Source organism: uncultured Tessaracoccus sp., assembly GCF_947286155.1.
GTDB lineage: Bacteria > Actinomycetota > Actinomycetes > Propionibacteriales > Propionibacteriaceae > Arachnia.
On sequence record NZ_CAMYPD010000025.1, the window covers coordinates 1 to 16,027 of the forward strand.

The 16,027-nt window shown below is 66.1% G+C and carries 15 protein-coding genes; 7 read left to right on the plus strand and 8 right to left on the minus strand.

All coding sequences use genetic code 11. The features are described 5' to 3' along the window. The 5 genes from Q0X68_RS07675 to glmS form a co-directional block, all read right to left on the minus strand. Nucleotides 1-283, minus strand: a 283-nt coding sequence (locus Q0X68_RS07675; RefSeq protein ID WP_297749855.1) for a hypothetical protein, incomplete at its 3' end; no start/stop codon positions are given. Between the two features lie 38 nt (nucleotides 284-321). After that, the gene (locus Q0X68_RS07680) at nucleotides 322-1,254 is read right to left on the minus strand and encodes a hypothetical protein (protein ID WP_297749858.1); all 933 of its coding nucleotides are present in this window, start codon (nucleotides 1,252-1,254) and stop codon (nucleotides 322-324) included. Beyond that, entirely contained in the window at nucleotides 1,251-2,495 is a 1,245-nt protein-coding gene (locus tag Q0X68_RS07685) for a WXG100 family type VII secretion target (protein WP_297749861.1), read from the minus strand. Before Q0X68_RS07685 ends, Q0X68_RS07680 begins: the two co-directional genes overlap by 4 nt. Beyond that, on the minus strand, nucleotides 2,492-3,328 hold the full coding sequence (locus Q0X68_RS07690) for a hypothetical protein (protein ID WP_297749865.1): 837 nt from the start codon (nucleotides 3,326-3,328) through the stop codon (nucleotides 2,492-2,494). The genes Q0X68_RS07685 and Q0X68_RS07690 overlap by 4 nt, the downstream gene beginning before the upstream one ends. Nucleotides 3,329-3,406: 78 nt before the next feature. After that, a complete protein-coding gene (glmS, locus tag Q0X68_RS07695; protein WP_297749868.1) occupies nucleotides 3,407-5,236 on the minus strand; it encodes a glutamine--fructose-6-phosphate transaminase (isomerizing) in 1,830 nt (609 codons plus the stop codon). A gap of 142 nt (nucleotides 5,237-5,378) precedes the next feature. Here glmS and coaA point away from each other — a divergent pair, with 142 nt between their 5' ends. From coaA to Q0X68_RS07710, 3 genes are all read left to right on the plus strand, one after another. Further along, the gene (coaA, locus tag Q0X68_RS07700; protein ID WP_297749871.1) at nucleotides 5,379-6,311 is read left to right on the plus strand and encodes a type I pantothenate kinase; all 933 of its coding nucleotides are present in this window, start codon (nucleotides 5,379-5,381) and stop codon (nucleotides 6,309-6,311) included. 51 nt (nucleotides 6,312-6,362) lie between these two features. After that, nucleotides 6,363-7,790, plus strand: coding sequence for an aminopeptidase P family protein (locus tag Q0X68_RS07705; RefSeq protein ID WP_297749874.1), 1,428 nt, complete (start codon nucleotides 6,363-6,365; stop codon nucleotides 7,788-7,790). Between the two features lie 163 nt (nucleotides 7,791-7,953). Then, nucleotides 7,954-8,472, plus strand: a complete 519-nt coding sequence (locus Q0X68_RS07710; protein WP_297749877.1) for a general stress protein — start codon at nucleotides 7,954-7,956, stop codon at nucleotides 8,470-8,472. Between the two features lie 17 nt (nucleotides 8,473-8,489). Here Q0X68_RS07710 and Q0X68_RS07715 read toward each other — a convergent pair whose 3' ends face one another. Then, entirely contained in the window at nucleotides 8,490-8,870 is a 381-nt protein-coding gene (locus tag Q0X68_RS07715; protein ID WP_297749951.1) for an FKBP-type peptidyl-prolyl cis-trans isomerase, read from the minus strand. A 250-nt stretch (nucleotides 8,871-9,120) separates the two neighbouring features. Here Q0X68_RS07715 and Q0X68_RS07720 point away from each other — a divergent pair, with 250 nt between their 5' ends. Further along, nucleotides 9,121-9,966, plus strand: coding sequence for an alpha/beta fold hydrolase (locus Q0X68_RS07720; RefSeq protein ID WP_297749879.1), 846 nt, complete (start codon nucleotides 9,121-9,123; stop codon nucleotides 9,964-9,966). A gap of 2 nt (nucleotides 9,967-9,968) precedes the next feature. On the opposite strand, the gene Q0X68_RS07725 is transcribed toward Q0X68_RS07720, so the two are convergent. Both Q0X68_RS07725 and Q0X68_RS07730 read right to left on the minus strand, forming a co-directional pair. Further along, nucleotides 9,969-12,599, minus strand: coding sequence for a multicopper oxidase domain-containing protein (locus Q0X68_RS07725; protein ID WP_297749882.1), 2,631 nt, complete (start codon nucleotides 12,597-12,599; stop codon nucleotides 9,969-9,971). 161 nt (nucleotides 12,600-12,760) lie between these two features. Further along, the gene (locus Q0X68_RS07730; RefSeq protein ID WP_297749884.1) at nucleotides 12,761-13,621 is read right to left on the minus strand and encodes a DUF559 domain-containing protein; all 861 of its coding nucleotides are present in this window, start codon (nucleotides 13,619-13,621) and stop codon (nucleotides 12,761-12,763) included. Nucleotides 13,622-13,852: 231 nt separating this feature from the next. Here Q0X68_RS07730 and Q0X68_RS07735 point away from each other — a divergent pair, with 231 nt between their 5' ends. From Q0X68_RS07735 to Q0X68_RS07745, 3 genes are read left to right on the plus strand one after another with little or no spacing between them, the layout of a single operon-like run. Further along, the gene (locus tag Q0X68_RS07735) at nucleotides 13,853-15,130 is read left to right on the plus strand and encodes a magnesium transporter MgtE N-terminal domain-containing protein (RefSeq protein WP_297749887.1); all 1,278 of its coding nucleotides are present in this window, start codon (nucleotides 13,853-13,855) and stop codon (nucleotides 15,128-15,130) included. Continuing rightward, the gene (locus tag Q0X68_RS07740; RefSeq protein WP_297749890.1) at nucleotides 15,123-15,635 is read left to right on the plus strand and encodes a DUF1003 domain-containing protein; all 513 of its coding nucleotides are present in this window, start codon (nucleotides 15,123-15,125) and stop codon (nucleotides 15,633-15,635) included. The genes Q0X68_RS07735 and Q0X68_RS07740 overlap by 8 nt, the downstream gene beginning before the upstream one ends. After that, nucleotides 15,619-16,002: a hypothetical protein gene (locus Q0X68_RS07745; RefSeq protein WP_297749892.1), complete on the plus strand. Its 384-nt coding sequence runs from the start codon at nucleotides 15,619-15,621 to the stop codon at nucleotides 16,000-16,002. The genes Q0X68_RS07740 and Q0X68_RS07745 overlap by 17 nt, the downstream gene beginning before the upstream one ends. Nucleotides 16,003-16,027: the final 25 nt, after the last annotated feature.

A 16,027-nucleotide genomic window follows, 5' to 3' on the forward strand; every position in this document is an offset into this window, starting at 1 on the left:
AACTCGGATCCCAACCCACCAACACCGGCGCCGGCCACCTCGGATCCTCCACCACCGTCGGCCCAGAAGACGGACCGGTCGGCTCCTCCGACGACCGACCCACCGGCGACTCCGAAGCCCGCAACGTAGACTCCCCCGACCCCCCAGGAGACGCACCCACCGAAGGCCCCCTCCCCGACGACGACGGCTCCACAGACCCCACCCCCGAACCCGGACCACAAGCAACCAGCCCAGCGGAAACCACAACCGCCACGATCAGCGCGGGAATACGTCGCATCTCCATGTTCCTCCTTCCAACAAGCCTGTGGGGCAGAATAGCCCTCAGCGCTCCGCTGCCTGCACGGGCAGGAGACAGACTTCGAGGTCGACGCTGTCGTCCAGATCGCGGCCTTCCACTCCGGCACCCTGCCGGGCAGCAGTATCCGCCAAGGAAGTGCCCGTCGGCCAGCCTGCGGCGATGACCGCGGGAGAGGCTGCCTGGCGCTGCACCTCGCCCGCCAGAGCCTCGCTCGGCGCCTTGGCCATGCTCAGCGCGCGCCGAATTTCGAGTTTCGCTTGGGAGACGGCCGTGATGAAATTGGCCGTGTTCGTGTAATACTCTTTCGGACCTCCTGGCACGTCTTTCCGTGCCTGTTCGAGGGCCTTCGCCAGGGAACCTTGCACCGCGGTGAGCACCGCTTCGTTGTACTCCTGGGCCGCCGCCAACGTCTTTCGCATCGCGAAAGCCATAGGCACATATTCCTTGACGGCCTGATCTTGAATCTTTGCCATTGTCCGGTACACCTCTGCGGCCTGGCCTGTCCATCCCTCGATCTGCTGGAAGCCGGGCAACCGCTCCTCAGGCTCGAGCAACGCCCGATGTACCCGCTCCCACTGCCGGCCCTCCGCTCGAAGCCTGTCCGGAACGTCCAGGTGCACCGTCGCTTTCGCCACTTCGCTGCGAAGCTCCTCCAGTGCCTGCTTCGCTCCTTCGACGAGCTCTTCAATGTCTTCCTCGAACCGGGCTTTGTCCGCCCAGTAGTTGAAGCCGTGCTTACTGAACTCGCCCAACTCGGACCAGAAGGATCTGGACTTCGCCGCATCACGCTGGTCTGCTGCCACACGCGCGGCCTCGAACTGACCGATCGTCTCCGGAATGCGTTGGTACTCGCCTTCACCCTTCGAAATGAGCCCGGCGTGCTCGCTACGGAACTGCGAGGTAGCCGCCAGGAGCCCTCCGGCGCCGATGCCCGCGCTTGCTTGCTGGAAACTCACTGGGCCACTCCCATCTGTCCACCGATCGAGGCATTAATCTGCTCCCGCTCGTCATAATCCGCCGCGGTAAGACGCAATCTCTGGGCGATACCCGAGAACTCGCGCGAGGCCTCGTCGGACCACTTGTTGGTTTTCTCCGCCAGCGCCCGCGCCTCACGGAGGGCTGGCCCGGCGAAACCGAAGTTTTCCGGCTGCACCATCTGAGGGATCTGAACCGACACCTGCTCGGACGTCTCGTCCCAGGCCTTCGCGAAATCACGCAGCTTGCTCGAGTCGACGGTGAAATCTCCGCCGCCAGCACCGCCTCCGCCACCGGAGCCGCCGCCCGTACCATCGGAGATGCCACCTGCACCGATACCGGAGCCGCCGTCCGCGCCACCGACGCCGCGGAGAGCACCGGCGCCGCCCATGCTCGTCGGGTCTGCCACACCGCCTGCGTCGTTGATGCCGCCCTTGTGCGGGATGCCACCGAGGCGGTTGACGCCCCCGCCACCGAGACCGTCGGGGCTGCTTCCGGAGGAAGGAGCCTTGATCCCCCCACCGTGGGGGCCGGAAAAGCTAGGCGACGGGACGTCTCCCCCGCCGCGAGGACCGGGGCCGAAGCCTTCGCGGAGGCCGGGGCCGTCGACACCGGGGAGGTTGCCGGCACGGGGGATGTAGCCGGGAACGAGGTTGCTATAGATGGGATCGCCGGGCATGATCGCTCCGACATCACCGCCCGGATGCCGGGGGTCGCCGGGAAGAATCGGATCACCAAGCTTCCACCCGTCCGGGATGGAGCCATCCGAACCACCCGCCGCTTGCACGCCGCCGAGCCCCGAGCCGCTGCCTAAACCGAGCCCACCAGCGCCAACACCGCCACCTGCCGCGAGCCCGCCTGCGCCAGCTCCGCCACCGCGCATCGCGCCTGCGGCGCCGAGCGCACTCATCGATCCGGCACCCATCGCGCCTGCGGCGCCCGCCTGACCAGCAGCCGCACCCATACCTGCGCCCATGGCGCCCGATGCGCCTGCCGCACCGGCTCCGGTGGCGCCAGCGCCGCCGGCACCACCCATCATCATCGGCGGCATCGTGCCCTGCTGGCCGCTCTTGCCCTTGCCTCCACTGGCGTTGGGGTTGATCGCCCTCTCGCGAAGATCGTCGTCGTGCACGAGATCATCACTCTCTGCGAATATGCCACGCATAGTGGATTCCGCGGCGCGACGCTGCAGCGCCTTCCACATTTCCTCTGCCTCGGTCATGGGTTCACCTTCTTCGGGTTAAGCATACGGAACAACCCGGCCAACAGGAGTTCCTGCCTGTGCTGGTAGTCATCGAGTGCAACGAAACGGGGGTCGGGTTCGGAGGGAACGCGCTGCGCGTACGCCTTGTTGGCCGCGCGCATGACGGCGTTGGCGAGCGGGCCCACTTGGACTTCATCAAGCCAGGCCTCGTCGAAGCGGACCTCGTCGGGGCGGCCATCGGCGTCGAGCACCACGATTGCCCCCTCGTGCCGGCCGGTGAGGCGGCGCTGCGGCACCGCGGGAAGCTGCGCGGCTTCCTCCGCCGCGGCCGCGATCAGTCGCGAGTTCTCCTCGATCATGAGGCGCACAATCCGGAGGTTCTCGAACGTAGGTTCGGGCAGCTCGCCGAGCTCCTCGTCGAAGTCTGGCAACTCGGCCTCCTTCGGAGAAGCGAGCCGCATCCCGGCCACCTGGAACGCTTGATTGAAGCTCCCAGCCAAGGTGTCGGAGCCCTGCAACTTCTTGAACCAGTACGGGCTGACGCGGACCTTCTCGAGGCGGCCGTCGTCGTCAACCCAGATGCGCACGATGCCGTCGCCGAAACCCCCGTCGTCAACGTCACCCAGCTCCAACGGGTCATCCTCGTCGCCCGGGCCGAAGCTGCCAAGCGACTCCGAGTCTGCGCACGCCTCCTCGCCCGCCAGCATCGGGGCGAGCGGGTCGTAGTCGTCGTCGAAGAACCCGCCGGTCATGTAGCCCAGTATTCCACCCGACGGGGTCACTCCCACAGTGCCTGCGGCGGCCAGGAGCCGTGGATAAAGGAGACACGTGGCCTCCACCGAATGCGTCATCACCGCCGGCAACGTCGACCCCGCGTATCTAACGTCTGCGGCCAGAACACCGAGCTCCGACGCGCCCCCCAAGCAGCGTTACTCCACGGTGACCGACTTCGCGAGGTTGCGGGGTTGGTCTACATCGTGGCCGAGCAGCGTAGCCATCTCGCAGGCGAAGAGCTGCAGGGGCACGATGGCAACCAAGGGCTGCAGCAGTGTCGAGACGCGCGGCAGCGCCAGGAAATCGGTGGCGTTGTGCCGCGCCTCGTCGTCGGATTCCTCCGCGAGCACGATGGTGCGCGCCCCGCGCGCCCGCACCTCGGCGATGTTGGCGATCACCTTGTCACGCAGCTGATCGCGCCCTGCCGGAGGCACCACGACGAACACCGGCAGCCCGTCGTGAATCAGCGCGATGGGGCCGTGCTTGAGCTCACCGGCAGCGAAGCCCTCGGCGTGGATGTACGCCAGCTCCTTCAGCTTCAGCGCACCCTCGAGCGCCGCGGGATAGCCGACGTGGCGGCCGAGGAACAGCATCGAGGGCTCGTCACGGATCGTCTTGGCGAGCGCGTAGTACTGCTCGGCGCCGTCCAAAATTCCCTGAATGAACGCGGGCATCCGCTCCAGCTCGTCGAGGATGGCGGCGATCTCGTCGCCGAACTTCATGCCGCGCACCTGCGCCAGGTAGAGGCCCAGCAGGTAGCAGGCCACCAGCTGCGTGGTGAACCCCTTCGTCGATGCCACGCCAATCTCCGGGCCGGCGTGGGTGTAGATGACCGCGTCGGATTCGCGCGGGATCGTGGCGCCGTTCGTGTTACAGATGGCCACCACCTTGGCGCCCTGTTCACGGGCGTACCGGATGGCCATGAGCGTGTCGGCGGTTTCGCCCGACTGCGAAATGGCGACGACGAGCGTGCCAGCGTCGACGATGGGGTCGCGGTAGCGAAACTCGCTAGCCAGCTCCACTTCGCAGGCGATGCGCACCCAGTGCTCGATGGCGTACTTGGCGACGAAGCCCGCGTAGTACGCGGTGCCGCACGCAATGATGACCACCTCGTTCACCCGTCGGAGCTCCTCGGGGCGGATCTGGAGCTCGTCGAGCACGAGCTCCCCGCGCTCATCTTGACGGCCGAGCAGGGTGTCCGCGACGGCGGAGGGCTGCTCGAAGATTTCCTTGCGCATGAACCAGTCGAAGCCCTGCTTCTCGGCGGCGCTTAGGTCCCAGTCGACGTGAAACTCCTTGTAGTCGGCGGGGTTGCCGTCGAAATCTGTGACGGTGATGCCGTCGGCGTCGAGTTCCACGATCTGGTCTTGCCCCAGCTCGACGGCCTCGCGGGTGAACTCGATGAACGCGGCCACGTCGGATGCGAGGAAGAACTCCCTTTCGCCCTTGCCCACCACCAGTGGTGAGTTGCGACGGGCGGCGACGATGCGCTGCGGCTCCTCGGCATCGATAGCGACGAGCGTGAAGGCCCCCTCAAGTTGCGGCGCGACGGCGCGCATGGCCTCCGTGAGCCCCTTGCCGGAGCGCACTTCGCGGTTCAACAGGTGGGCAGCCACCTCGGAGTCGGTCTCCGAGAGAAACTCCTCGTCGAACTGCTCGCGCAGCGCGGCGTGATTCTCGATGATGCCGTTGTGCACGACGGCGATGCGCCCGGCCACGTGGGGGTGGGAGTTGGCGTCGGTGGGCGCGCCGTGGGTGGCCCAGCGGGTGTGGCCGATGGCGACGTCGGACTGGCCAAGCGGCTCCGCTTCGATGGCGGCTTCGAGATTGGCGATCTTCCCCGCCCGCTTCCGCCATTCGATGCGCCCGCCGCTGGCGACGGCGACGCCCGCCGAGTCGTACCCGCGGTACTCCAGCCTTCTCAGCCCGGAGATCACCACGTCCTTGGCGTTTCGGGGGCCTACATATCCAACAATTCCGCACATGAACCCAAAATGTACAGCATGATTGCGCGTTTCTTGACATCCGGCACGCATCCTGCTGTGTACCGCTTTGTCGACATCTTTTGGTGGCAAAGGGCGCGCCGGTAGGGTGGTATGAACACCGGATTTCCGCGAAGGAGGCCTCGTGGCCGAGCCGTACGTCACGCTCAAGCGCAGCAGCTGGGCTGCGCTGTCAGATCTCACGTCCATCCGCCTCGACGAGGAAACGCTCGCCAAGCTTCGCGGCATCGGCGACCCCACCAGCCTCGAAGACGTGGCCGAGGTGTACCGCCCGCTCACGCAGCTGCTTTACCTCACCTTCGAGAACGCCAGCCGTCTCAACGAGGAGCGCAACAAGTTCCTCGCGCTGCACGAGCGCCGCACGCCGTTCGTGATCGCGGTGGCGGGCTCGGTGGCCGTCGGGAAATCGACGGTCTCCCGGCTGCTGCAGGAGCTGCTCCGCCAAGCGCCGGGCTCCCCCAACGTCGACCTCGTCACCACCGACGGATTCCTGCGCCCCAACGCTGAGCTGCAGCGACGAGGCATGCTCGCCCGCAAGGGCTTCCCCCAGTCGTACGACCGCAAGAAACTACTGCGCTTCCTCATGGACGTGAAATCCGGCGACGAGCACGTCGAGGCGCCCGTCTATTCGCACTCGAAGTACGACATCATCGAGGGCGAGTCCATCGTTGTGGAATCCCCTGACATCCTCATCATCGAGGGGCTCAACGTGCTCCAGCCCGCGCGCGTCGAGAAGGACGGGCGCGCAGGCCTCTCAGTGAGCGACTTCTTCGATTTCTCAGTGTTCGTCGACGCCGACGAGACGGATATCAAGAGCTGGTTCACGGAACGCTTCCTAGAGCTGAAGCGACGCTGCACGGGCGCACCCGACGATTTCTACACCCAATTCCTGCACATGAACGACGAGCAGGCCACCCAGTTTGCACACGGGGTGTGGGACGAAATCAACGGCCCGAACCTGCGCCACAACATCGAGCCGACGAAGGGGCGCGCCACCGCCATTTTGCGCAAGGGGCCCGACCACCACATTGAGGAAATATCAATCCGCAAGGTGTGACGCCTCCATCCGCTCGTAGTGGCTCCACCGCGAGCGTCTACACTGACCGGCATGAGTGACTCGAACACCAATCGCCGCGACCCCTACTCGGAGAAGTTCAAGAAGTTCATCGTCTCGGGGTGGGAACCCTATTCCGATGAACTGCCGACGGAGCTGGCATCGGCGCCGTGGGCGGCCAAGCGGCGGGAGGTCATCGTCGAGCAGAACCGAGGGGCGACGCTGGTGTTCCCCGCGGGCCCGCTCAAGGTGCGCGCCAACGACACCGACTACCGCTTCCGCCCCCACACCGCCTTCGCCTATTACACGGGTTTGGGTGAGGACAGGGAGCCCGACGCGGTGCTCGTCGTGAGCGAATCGGAGTCGGTGTTGTTCTTCCGTCCGCGCGCCCCGCGCACCGACCGCGAGTTTTACGCCGACGCACGCTACGGCGAGATGTGGGTGGGCCAGCGCGACTCCCTCGATGAGATGGCGAGCCTCACTGGCCTCGAGAGCCGCGACGTGCGCTCCCTCGAGGAATACCTCGCCGGGCGCGACAACCTGCGCGTCGTGCGCGAGGCCGACCCAGCGGTGACGGAGCTCGTCGACCGCCTGCGCGATGGGGCCGACGAGGAGGCCGACGCGGAACTGCATCGTCTCGCCTCGTCGCAGCGATTCGTGAAGGATCAGTACGAGATCGATGAGATGGGGTGCGCCATCGCCGCCACGAAGGTGGGCTTCGACGCGGTCATCCGGGAGCTCCCCAACGCGGTGGCGAATGGGCGCGGCGAGCGGTGGGTTGAGGGCATCTTCGCGCTCCACGCCCGCCACCTGGGTAACGCCGTCGGCTACGACACCATCGCGGCGGGCGCCGACCACGCCAACACGCTCCACTGGATCGTCAACGACGGCGACCTCGCCGACGGCGATCTGTTGCTGCTCGACGCAGGCGTCGAGGTGAACTCGCTGTACACCGCCGACATCACCCGCACGCTGCCCGTCGGAGGAACGTTCACACCCGAACAGCGTCGGGTCTACGACGCCGTGCTGTGCGCGCAGCAGGCCGGCATCGACGCCTGCGTGGCGGGCAGGCCTTGGAAGGACGTGCACGCCGCGTCGATCCGGGTGGTGGCCGAGTTCTGTGAGGAGCTGGGCATCCTGCCGGTGAGCGTCGATGAGTCGGTGTCCGAAGAGGGCGGACAGCACCGTCGCTGGATGGTGCACGGCACGTCGCACCACCTCGGGCTCGACGTGCACGACTGCGCGCACGCGTCGCGCGAGGACTACCGCGAGGGCACCCTGCAGCCGGGGATGATCATCACGGTCGAACCGGGCATCTACTTCAAGTCCACCGACCTGCTCGTGCCCGAGGAGTACCGCGGCATCGGAGTGCGTATTGAAGATGACGTGCTCATCACCGAGGACGGCCCCGTCGTGCTGAGCGACGCGTTCCCCCGCACCGCGGACGACGTCGAGGCCTGGTTCGCGCGCCTGCAGGGCTGACGGGCCGAACGGACCCACGGGTACCCTCATCAAAACTGCAAAACTCGCCATCAGCGGGAAGCGTCACGGGTAGACCATGCGTGAGGTCTCGAACTGATGGCGAGTTTTGCAGTTTGGTACTCGATGCACCTGCCCCTTCGTCCACACCGGCTAGCCTGGAGACATGACGGTGAACGGCGGCAGACCCATGCGCGGCAGAATGCAGGAGCGTTTTCGGTTGCAATTCCCCCAATCGCTGGGGGAATTCACCCACTATGAAGATGCCCAGGCTGCGGTGGATTTCCTGTCTGACAAGGGCTTCCCCGTCCAGAACGTGCTCATCGTCGGCACCGATCTGCGCCTGGTGGAGCGCGTCGTCGGACGCCGCACGTGGGGACGCGTGCTCGGCCAGGGCGCACTCTCCGGCATCACCACCGGCATGATCCTCGGCCTACTGCTCATGCTGGTCTTCGGCGGCGACAACCCCCTGCCGCTACTGACGATGGGCTTGGCTCTCGGCATCGTCATGGGCGTGCTCACCGCCGGTCTCGGCTACTCGCTCACGCAGGGTAAACGAGATTTTGACTCGATGAGCCAAACCGTCGCAGGTAAATACGAGGTGCTGGTGGAGCACAACATGGCCCAGCAAGCGAAGGACACGCTCGCGGATATGCCCGGCTACCGGGCACGCCACTTCGACTGACGCGTCGCCCGCACCTGCTACTGGACCGAGACCAGGTCGCAGACGAAGATCAGCGTCTCGTTCGGGCCGATCACGCCACCCACACCTTCGCTACCGTATGCCATCTCGGGCGGGATGGTGATGCGACGCCTGCCGCCCACCTTCATACCTTGTAGGCCCTCGTCCCAGCCCTGGATCACCATGTTTGCGCCAACCTGGAATTCCAGTGGCTCGCCGCGCTTCCACGACGAGTCGAATTCGTCACCTGTGCTCCAGGAGACGCCGACGTAGTGCACCTGGAGGGTGCTCCCCTTCGTGGCTTCGGCGCCGCCGCCCACAATCTCGTCTTCGATCTTGAGTTCAGCCGGCGGGTTGCCCTCGGGCACTTCGACGGTGGGCGCCTTCCGGCTGTCGGGCACCGCGGTGGGGGCCTCGTCGGAGGAGGGAGCCTCGGAGGCCTCGTCGGAGGTGGTGTCACCGCCGCAGGCAGCCAGCGTGGTGCCCGCCGCGAGGGCGCTGAGAACGGACAGTATAGTGCGGCGTCGCATCAGGCAACACCTCGCGTGGGTCGTACAACCGGGAGCTTCATCATGGAAGAAAGCCTAGTCGGGTGCATGCGTTTTCCCTACCTCGCGCGCCCGGGAGTTTGGGTGCAGGTAAGTTATTGGTATGGAACTGACGTGGCACACATACAACCCCGATTCCGACGCTGACCGCCTCCTCATCGTCGCTGGCAGCCTGGGCGGCGACACCGCACACCAGTGGAACCAGGTGGCAGGGCACCTCGCCAAGGACGCCGTCGTGGTGTTTTGTTACCTGCCCGGCCAGGGCATGGGGGCGCCATGGAATGACGCGATGGAGCCGACGATGGAGGCCCTGGCCGCGTCGCTCGCCGAGACCGTCGAAGGCATCATCAAGCACTTCCCCGACAGGTCGACGTTCTTCGCCGGGCTGTCCCTGTCCGGTGCGCTTGGCATGTACCTCGCCCGCGACCACAGTGACCTGCTGGAGGGCGTCATCGTCGTCGCTTCGGCCGCCACCATCGGCACGCCCGAAACGTGGCTCGAGCGCGCGGAACTCGTCGAACGCGACGGCACCGTCAGCCTCGTCACGAGCACCCAGGACCGCTGGTTCACGCCCGACTTCGTCGCGGAGGAGCCCGGCAAGGTGGCGGCCATCATGGAAGGCCTCGCCGCATCCGACGACCACTCGTACGCGCAGCTCTGCCGCTGCCTCGCCACCTACGACTTCCGGGGCGACCTCCACAAGCTCTACACCCCCATCATGCTGATCTCCGGGGAGAAGGATGAGTCGCATCCCATCGCAGACCTCGAAGTGGTGCTGGAATCGGCACCCGGGGCGGACATGCGCGTCGTGCCCGACGTCGCCCATCAGGTGACCGTCGCCGCGCCGGGTACCGTCGCCGACATCATCCGCAGTTTCTTCCGGCGGCTCCGGCAGCAGCACTGGTCGGTGTACGACATCACCGACGGAGACACCCGCCTGGGGCACTAAGTTCAGCCCGTCACCTCGACGATGCCCCGCGCGCCGCGCTCGGCGTCGAGCATGATGTGGTTCACAAAGGGGTAGTGCCCGGGTTCCGGGAATGTGAGTTCGACGAAGCCACCCTGCGCGGCGAGAAGCGGCAGCACCTGGGCCCCGCCGTCGACACCACCGTCGGCGGACTTGCCCTGGCGGATGAGGTAGCGTCCTTCCTCCCACACGGTGTCAAATTGCCCGCCCACAACGTGGAATGACAGCGCTCGGTTGGGGCCGGCGTCAAGCACCCAGAACCGCACGCGCTCGCCTGCTCGCACCCGTAGCGGGTGCTGCGCGTACTGGTCGGCAACGCCGTTAAACACGACACGGTCGGGCTTCTCCGCAGCCAACTTGTCGGCGTCGATCTCCGTCGCGTCGTCGGCGGAGCGCGCGGCGTTGCCGAGGTACAGCTCGGACTGCACCATGACGTACTCGTGATCCACGGGGTCGAGGCCGTCCGGCTCGATCACCACCGCCCCGTGCATCCCCGCAGCGATGTGTGTACTCATGGGCATGGTGGAGCAGTGGTACATCCAGATGCCAGCGCGCTCGGCGGTGAACCGGTACACCAGACGTTCGCCCGGCTGGATGGTGCGCATCGGCTCGTCGGGGGCGAGGACGCCGGCGTGGAAATCGATGGAGTGACCCATCGACCCCTCATTTACCAGCGTGATTTCAAACTCGTCGCCCACCTTGCCGCGCAGCGTCGGCCCCACGGAAGCCCCGTTGAACGTCCAGCGGGTCTGCCACAGCCCCGGTGCTACTTCGAGCGGCACTTCGGTAACGGTGAATGTGGCGCGATGCACCCGTTCGTCGGAGAGGGGCGGGAGCTTCGGATCCACCGCCGACGGCAACGTAGCCCCCGCAACGGGTGGGACCGCCGTCGGAGCTGTGGCTGTGTGGCCTGGGTGCTCGTCGGCGTCGGCCCCGGTGGCGACCACGTCGAACGTCATCCCCATTTGCTTGTGTCCGGCGACGGTGCAGTAGCCCTGGATGTCAGCGCCTATTACCCCAGCGTCCACCTCCGCTTCCTCACCGGGCGCGAGCCTGCCGGAATGCGCCCCACCGATGGTGAGGTCGTGCGCGTCATCACCCGTATTGCGCAGATGCACGACCAGACGATTCCCCACCGGCACCTCCACCCGGCTTGGCACGAAACTCATCCCTTCGACGGTCACCTCCACCCGCGTGGTCTCCCCCGTCGCGACGACGTTCCCGCCGCCACGTGGGCTGCGGAGCCCGGCAGCACCGGGGTCCACCGCGATACCAACCGCCACGGCTAACGCGAGCGCGAGGCCTGCCGCGAGGAGCCCGCGAGCCGTCCACGCCGTCGGTACCTGGGCCGCCGGCACTTCGTCGCCTGCACGCTTGGCGCGGGCGGCGCGCACACTGGCGTAGGCGCCGCGGATCAGGATGGGCAGGGACATCGCCAGCGTGACCACACCGACCGCGGAGCTGGCCACTTTCACCCACGACGGCACCGGCGCCAACCACAACACGAGAGCGACGTTGGGCACCACGATGCGGAAGGTGGTCCAGCGGTGCAGCACCGACTGGCCAGCCCGCACGACCGAAGGCCCGCCACCAATCACCGAGGGGATGAGATAAGTGAGCGCACCGATCAAAATCTGCGCGCCGAAACCAGCGGCGATCACCCCACCGATCAGAGGGAATCTTGCCGACGCGGCAGCCCATCCGTCGCCAGTTGCCACCTGCCATGTCACCCAGCACAACGCGACGAGAGCCCAGCACAGTGCCAATCCGACGGACGCCGGCGCAAATTCGCGGATGCCTTTGCGCGCAACCGGCGCCCACAATGCGCGCCCCCACCACAACAAACCGGCAAGGTAGGCGACCAGGCCCGCCACCGCCAACACACGCACCCCCGCGAGGGAGCCCGTCGCCCCTAGCAGCACCGCCCCGACGAGCACCGGCAGCGCCTGCACGGCCAGGCGCGGCGCGCGATCGTCCATTTTGGCTCGCACCATCGTCGGCCAGAACGTCACCAGCGTGCCCGTCACGGTAAGCCCTATCCAGCCACCGACGTTCACCATGATGTGCGCGGTCAGCAGCCGCCCAAACCAGGGCTCCGGGATGCCGAACGCAAGGGTTGCTCCCAGCGCGATGCCGACCGGAAACAGGCATGCGGCTGCCACGTAGTAGCGGATCACTACTCGGAATCGGGAAGGCAGCGCCCGCTTCGCGACGTGCGCCAGGTGCATGCAATGCCAGATGATGCTTGCTACCACCAGCGTCGCACCGACGGCAAGCACCCACCACCACGAGGCGGGATACCCGATGAACACGAGCAAGGAACCGGCGGCCAGCAGCGCTATGCGCCACGCTTGACCAGCTTTGGCTTGGTCATCTGGGGTATAGCGCAGCAGCGTGTGGGCGAAGTGCTCGCTCCACACGAGCACCGAGTGCGACAAGGCGCCCAGCAACACCAGGTGAATCATCAGCCACGTGGCCTGCGGCACCCACACATGCGTCCCGATCACCACGAGTAGGGCGAAGAGCCAGACGAACGCTACTTGGTCACGCAGCCGGCGCCGCCGCGTGCGAGTGGGGTGGGTGGCGTCGTCGGATGAGGGTTGCCCGGGGCACATAGATCCTCCCTAGCGTCGGTCAGACCAATCCTTCCACAGGTGCTGTGGCGGGTTCCGCGCGGCCGCTATTGCCCTGCGATGAACTGCAAAACTCGCCATCAGTGCAACGCCTCACGCTGGAGGCACGTGGGAGAGGCTCAACTGATGGCGAGTTTCGCAGTTCATCGCGGCGGGCCAGCGTTCAGCATCTGCAGTGCCGCGCGCACCGAGGGCACCAGGTCGTCCATGGTGTCCTTGGTAAAGCGCAGCACCGTCCAGCCCTGGAGAGTGAGCTCGACATCCTTCCGCCGATCATCGACGAACGCCTCACGCGAGGAGTGGTGTGTCCACGAGTCGAGTTCCACCACGAGCTGAGGCTCTTCGTACACGATGTCTCCGTAGCGCACGGAACCATTGGGCAGCACGATCCGGTAGTTCCCCTTCCAGCCGGTGAGCCGCGCACGCCGCAGCCTACGATGACCGTCCCGCTCGAGCTCCGACCACGGCTCATCCCTGGATTCGAGCAATAGCCTTCGGCGCTCCGTGTTGCCCGGGCGATCGCTCATCTGCCCGAGCGCCCAACGCATGGCCGGCAGCGAGGTGGCTCGTCGGCGCAGAGCCTCGTCGATGGCTTCGCCGCCCAGTTCGTCGGTGAGCTCCAGCGCACTCCATGCGGGGTGCACGAGCCGTAGGCCCCCATGTTCGAAGACGACGGATGGCTCGACGGTGCCCCGAGTGAGACGGAGCCCAGGCACCTCGCGGGTGGTTCTACGTCGAGAGATGGCCTGCACCGTGTCCGTCGGGAGTTCGTCCCACCAGCTGAGCTTGGCTGCTGTGGCCCCGGTGAATACGGCGTCGGGGTCCCATAACCTGACCGCCGCCACGAGTGTGGTGAACGAGCACTCCACCGAGTATGTGCCCGGAAGCAGTGGGACGAGTTGCCCCGCCTGCACCGCATGGCGAATGGGGTTGTGCAGCTCAGGGTGCTGGCTGCGTGCGATGGCGCCATCCTCAGCGATGAGCCTGCGAAGTTCTGCGTGCATACCCACACTTCACCGGAATTCTCCACGTAGGTGAAGGACGAATTTCTAGGCTGTGGATAACTCCGGCGCCGGGTACTGCTGACACAAACTGCAAAACTCGCCAACAGTGCAACGCCTCACGCTTGGCTCACGCGGGAGAGGCTCAGCTGTTGGCGAGTTTTGCAGTTTTTCGGACAGCGTCGCCCGCAGGCATTGTTCTGGCCCAGCGGCCCAACCGCTAGATTGGTGCTCATGGAGCAGGTGTTCATTTCGCGTGTGATCGGGTTGCCCCTCGTCGACGCCTCCGACAGTCAGGTCGGCCGCATCCGCGACATCATCTGCTACATCCGGGCCGACGGCCGCGCGCCGCGGGTGAAAGGCCTTGTCGTCGAGCTATTCGCGAAGCAGCGCATCTTCATTCCCATGGTTCGCGTGCACCACATCACGGGCAACCAGGTGTCGATCCAAGGCACCATCGACACCCGAAAGTTTCAGCGCCGCGAAGGGGAACTCCTCGTCGCCGCCGACCTGTTCGACCGCCCGCTCGAGGGCGGCGACGGCACCACCACCATTCTTGACGTCTCCATGAACGAGTTCCGCAGCCACGAGTGGGAGCTCTCCCAGGTGGCCATCCGGCGGGTCACCAAGGTGGGCCGGTTTGGTTTCGGCGGCAAGTCGGAGCCGAAGGTGGTCTCTTGGAAAGAAGTCCCCGCACTCAAAGCCACGCGGGGGCGCACGACGGCGAACCTCGTCGCGGAATTCGCCGACATGAATCCCGCTGACATCGCCAAAGAGCTGCACGACATGGACCCGAGCCAGCTCGGCGAAGTGCTCGACGCGCTCGAGGACGACATGTTGGCCGAGGCGCTCGAGGAGCTGCCGGAGGACGAGCAGATCGAGGTGATCTCGGCGTTGAACACCGAGCGCGCCGCCGACGTGCTCGAAGAGATGGACCCCGACGACGCCGCCGACCTGATCCGAGACCTGCCGGCCGCCGTCGCCGAAGATCTGCTGCAGCACATGGAGCCTGAGGATGCCTCCGACGTGCGGCGGCTCCTGGTCTACGGCGAGTTCACTGCTGGCGGCATGATGACCCCCGAGCCGGTGATTCTCGAGAGCGATGCGACGGTGGCGCAAGCCCTCGCATACGTGCGCAACGAAGACCTCACCCCGGCGCTCGCGTCGATGGTGTTCGTGGCCCGACCCCCCGTCGAAACCCCTACTGGCAAGTACATTGGCGCCATCCACGCCCAGCGCCTGCTGCGCGAGGCGCCGACCCTGATGGTAGCCACCATGATGGATGAGACGCTCGAGCCCTTGCATACGAGCACCCCGCTGGCGCAGGTGAGCCGGTACTTCGCGACGTACAACCTCGTCGTGGCGCCGGTCGTCAACGACGCGGGGCAGCTCGTCGGCGCGGTCACCGTCGACGATGTGCTCGACCATATGCTCCCCGACGACTGGCGCGGCGACCAGATGGACGGTGAGGAACCGTCCGACGATCGACGTGAGGAGGTAGACCATGGCTGAGGTTGATCTCTCGAAACCACGCGACGGGAAACGTTCATTCTTCCCGAAGGTGCAGCTCGATTCGGAGACGTTCGGCCTGTTTGCCGAGGCGGTGGCGCGGTTCATGGGCACCGCCAAGTTCCTGGTCTACATGACGGTCATCGTCGTGGCCTGGGTGGCGCTGAACCTCGTCGGCATCTACGGCTTGAAATGGGATCCGTACCCGTTCATCTTGCTCAATCTGTTTTTCTCGACGCAGGCCTCGTACTCCGCGCCGCTGATTCTGCTGGCCCAAAACCGCCAGGAGGATCGTGACAAAATCAGCCTCGACGAGGACCGTCGCCTCGCTGCCCAGTCACGTGCCGACATGGATTTTCTCGCCCGCGAAATCGCCGCGATTCGCATGAACCTGGGCGAGCTCGCTACTCGCGATTTCGTCCGTTCCGAGCTGCGCACCGAACTGCGCGACCTCCTCAACGAACTCGACGCCCGTCAACAGCCGGAGGCCGATGATGTCAACGCCTAAGCTTCCCGACGAAGCCGACGCCCCGGTGCGCATCCGCTGGTTCGCGCTCCTCTCGCTCATCGGGCACCTCGTCCTCCTCGCCACGGGCGCCTATTCGCTGTCCACCATCGGCGGACACGGCTGGGTGGCAATTGTGATCGCCGTCGTCTTCGGCGTCTCGTACGCCGGTATGTGGTGGGTGCTGCTGACTCCAGGGTCGCGGCGTAGCCTTGCCCTGCAAGAGCGCTTCATGTTGAAAGTCGTCGTGGTACCGATCGTCGTGGTGATCGCAGCCCTCGGCCAGGTGTGGCTGTTGGCGCTCGTCGGTGCGTCGTTCGTGTTCCTCGGGGATGCGCTCGACGGGCGACGCGGCCCCCTCTCCGCTTGATCCTTCCACGATCCATGACAGACTG

Bases quoted from the DNA above. Each gene is read 5' to 3' on its own strand.
- Q0X68_RS07690 (WP_297749865.1), bottom strand. From the start codon at position 3,328: ATGACGCATTCGGTGGAGGCCACGTGTCTCCTTTATCCACGGCTCCTG.
- Q0X68_RS07720 (WP_297749879.1), top strand. From the start codon at position 9,121: ATGGAACTGACGTGGCACACATACAACCCCGATTCCGACGCTGACCGC.
- Q0X68_RS07725 (WP_297749882.1), bottom strand. From the start codon at position 12,599: ATGTGCCCCGGGCAACCCTCATCCGACGACGCCACCCACCCCACTCGC.
- glmS (WP_297749868.1), bottom strand. From the start codon at position 5,236: ATGTGCGGAATTGTTGGATATGTAGGCCCCCGAAACGCCAAGGACGTG.
- Q0X68_RS07705 (WP_297749874.1), top strand. From the start codon at position 6,363: ATGAGTGACTCGAACACCAATCGCCGCGACCCCTACTCGGAGAAGTTC.
- Q0X68_RS07735 (WP_297749887.1), top strand. From the start codon at position 13,853: ATGGAGCAGGTGTTCATTTCGCGTGTGATCGGGTTGCCCCTCGTCGAC.
- Q0X68_RS07740 (WP_297749890.1), top strand. From the start codon at position 15,123: ATGGCTGAGGTTGATCTCTCGAAACCACGCGACGGGAAACGTTCATTC.
- Q0X68_RS07745 (WP_297749892.1), top strand. From the start codon at position 15,619: ATGATGTCAACGCCTAAGCTTCCCGACGAAGCCGACGCCCCGGTGCGC.
- Q0X68_RS07730 (WP_297749884.1), bottom strand. From the start codon at position 13,621: ATGCACGCAGAACTTCGCAGGCTCATCGCTGAGGATGGCGCCATCGCA.
- Q0X68_RS07710 (WP_297749877.1), top strand. From the start codon at position 7,954: ATGACGGTGAACGGCGGCAGACCCATGCGCGGCAGAATGCAGGAGCGT.
- Q0X68_RS07685 (WP_297749861.1), bottom strand. From the start codon at position 2,495: ATGACCGAGGCAGAGGAAATGTGGAAGGCGCTGCAGCGTCGCGCCGCG.